We start from the raw sequence: 1,176 nt of genomic DNA, 5'->3' as shown, positions 1-1,176 counted from the left end.
TAACCCTTGCACCACCGAGGCGCTGTCAAAATGCCTGAAAATGGTGAGGGCAGCGTTGTGATTACTGCCATCACCTTGCCAAAGGATATCGGTGGTTAAGTACTCACCCTGATTGAACCAATCGTTAATGAATGTTGATTTTGCTTCTAAATAGCGAGCTTGTTGACGTGAGTATTTTACCCAACTGACAACAGGGACAGTTGTGCTATCAAGTTCAGAGGGAAGCCTCAAATTATTTACTTGAGACTGATAGAATTCGTTTATTTCAGGAAGATTAGATTTATCAGGGTCAATAAACATCACCCAGAAACGATCGTTAATCACGTTGAGTGCGAGCTGACCACGACAAACGGGACCTTTTATAAACGCGCCGATGGTGTTTTTAGCGGTATCGACCATGAATTTAAATCGTGAACGAACCGGCAAATCAAAAAAAGCGGTCAGAGGATTGGCGGCGACACCGATTTGGTAAGTAGGTAGACTAGTGACGGTGTAACTCTCGTCTACGAACCATGCTTGCCAATCTTGCATACGAGTGTTGTTCAATTCAAAGGGTAAGTGGGTTTTGCTTACGGTCGTCCCTTGCTCTGGAATTAATCGATAGTAAACACGCTCAACCCCTGGGTTATCATAAGGCCTGCGAGTGACTATACGTTGAACGGCCTCTCCTGGTGGCGTCGAGGATCGCACCAGATTAAAGTAACGAGGGCCACCGGTGAGCTCTGAAAAATAAAGATGGGAAAGAAAAAGGTGTTCATAAATGTACCGAGCCGAGAGCTGGCTTTTCAGATCATCCTTGTTTAGAAAGGTTTCATATTCCGCTATCTTACTCAGTTCCGCCTTAGACAAAGGAAGAGGGGCATTCATGATTGAGCCGTTCTCAACCCATGCCATCAGTGTGCTGTATTCGTGACTACTGATATTAGGGAGTCCGTAAGGCATTCCCCAGGTAGGGAAATCTTGCTCATAGTTATCGAACTCTTCAATAGAAGGGCACTCCTGCAATCGATCAATGGCAAAATCAAATCCCTCCAACTGCTTTTGATCGGGCAGAGGGTGATTTTCTTTTTGCATCAGCATACGAGAAATCAAACTGGCTTGAATATTCGCCGTGGGGGTTTGAGCACGCTCATTGAGTATCGGATGAAAATTGAAAGCTCGCCATTGCTCGGTTGA

At 45.2% G+C, this 1,176-nt stretch carries 1 protein-coding gene; it reads right to left on the bottom strand.

Features of this window, described 5'->3' with window-relative positions:
• The coding region (locus ACP45E_RS18140) for a fatty acid cis/trans isomerase (RefSeq protein ID WP_198927757.1) at positions 1–1,176 on the bottom strand (1,176 nt) is incomplete at both ends.

Source organism: Vibrio genomosp. F10 str. 9ZD137, assembly GCF_049974785.1.
Taxonomy (GTDB): domain Bacteria; phylum Pseudomonadota; class Gammaproteobacteria; order Enterobacterales; family Vibrionaceae; genus Vibrio.
Note: the sequence above shows the minus strand (reverse complement) of the source record. Positions and strands in the feature narration are given on the sequence as shown.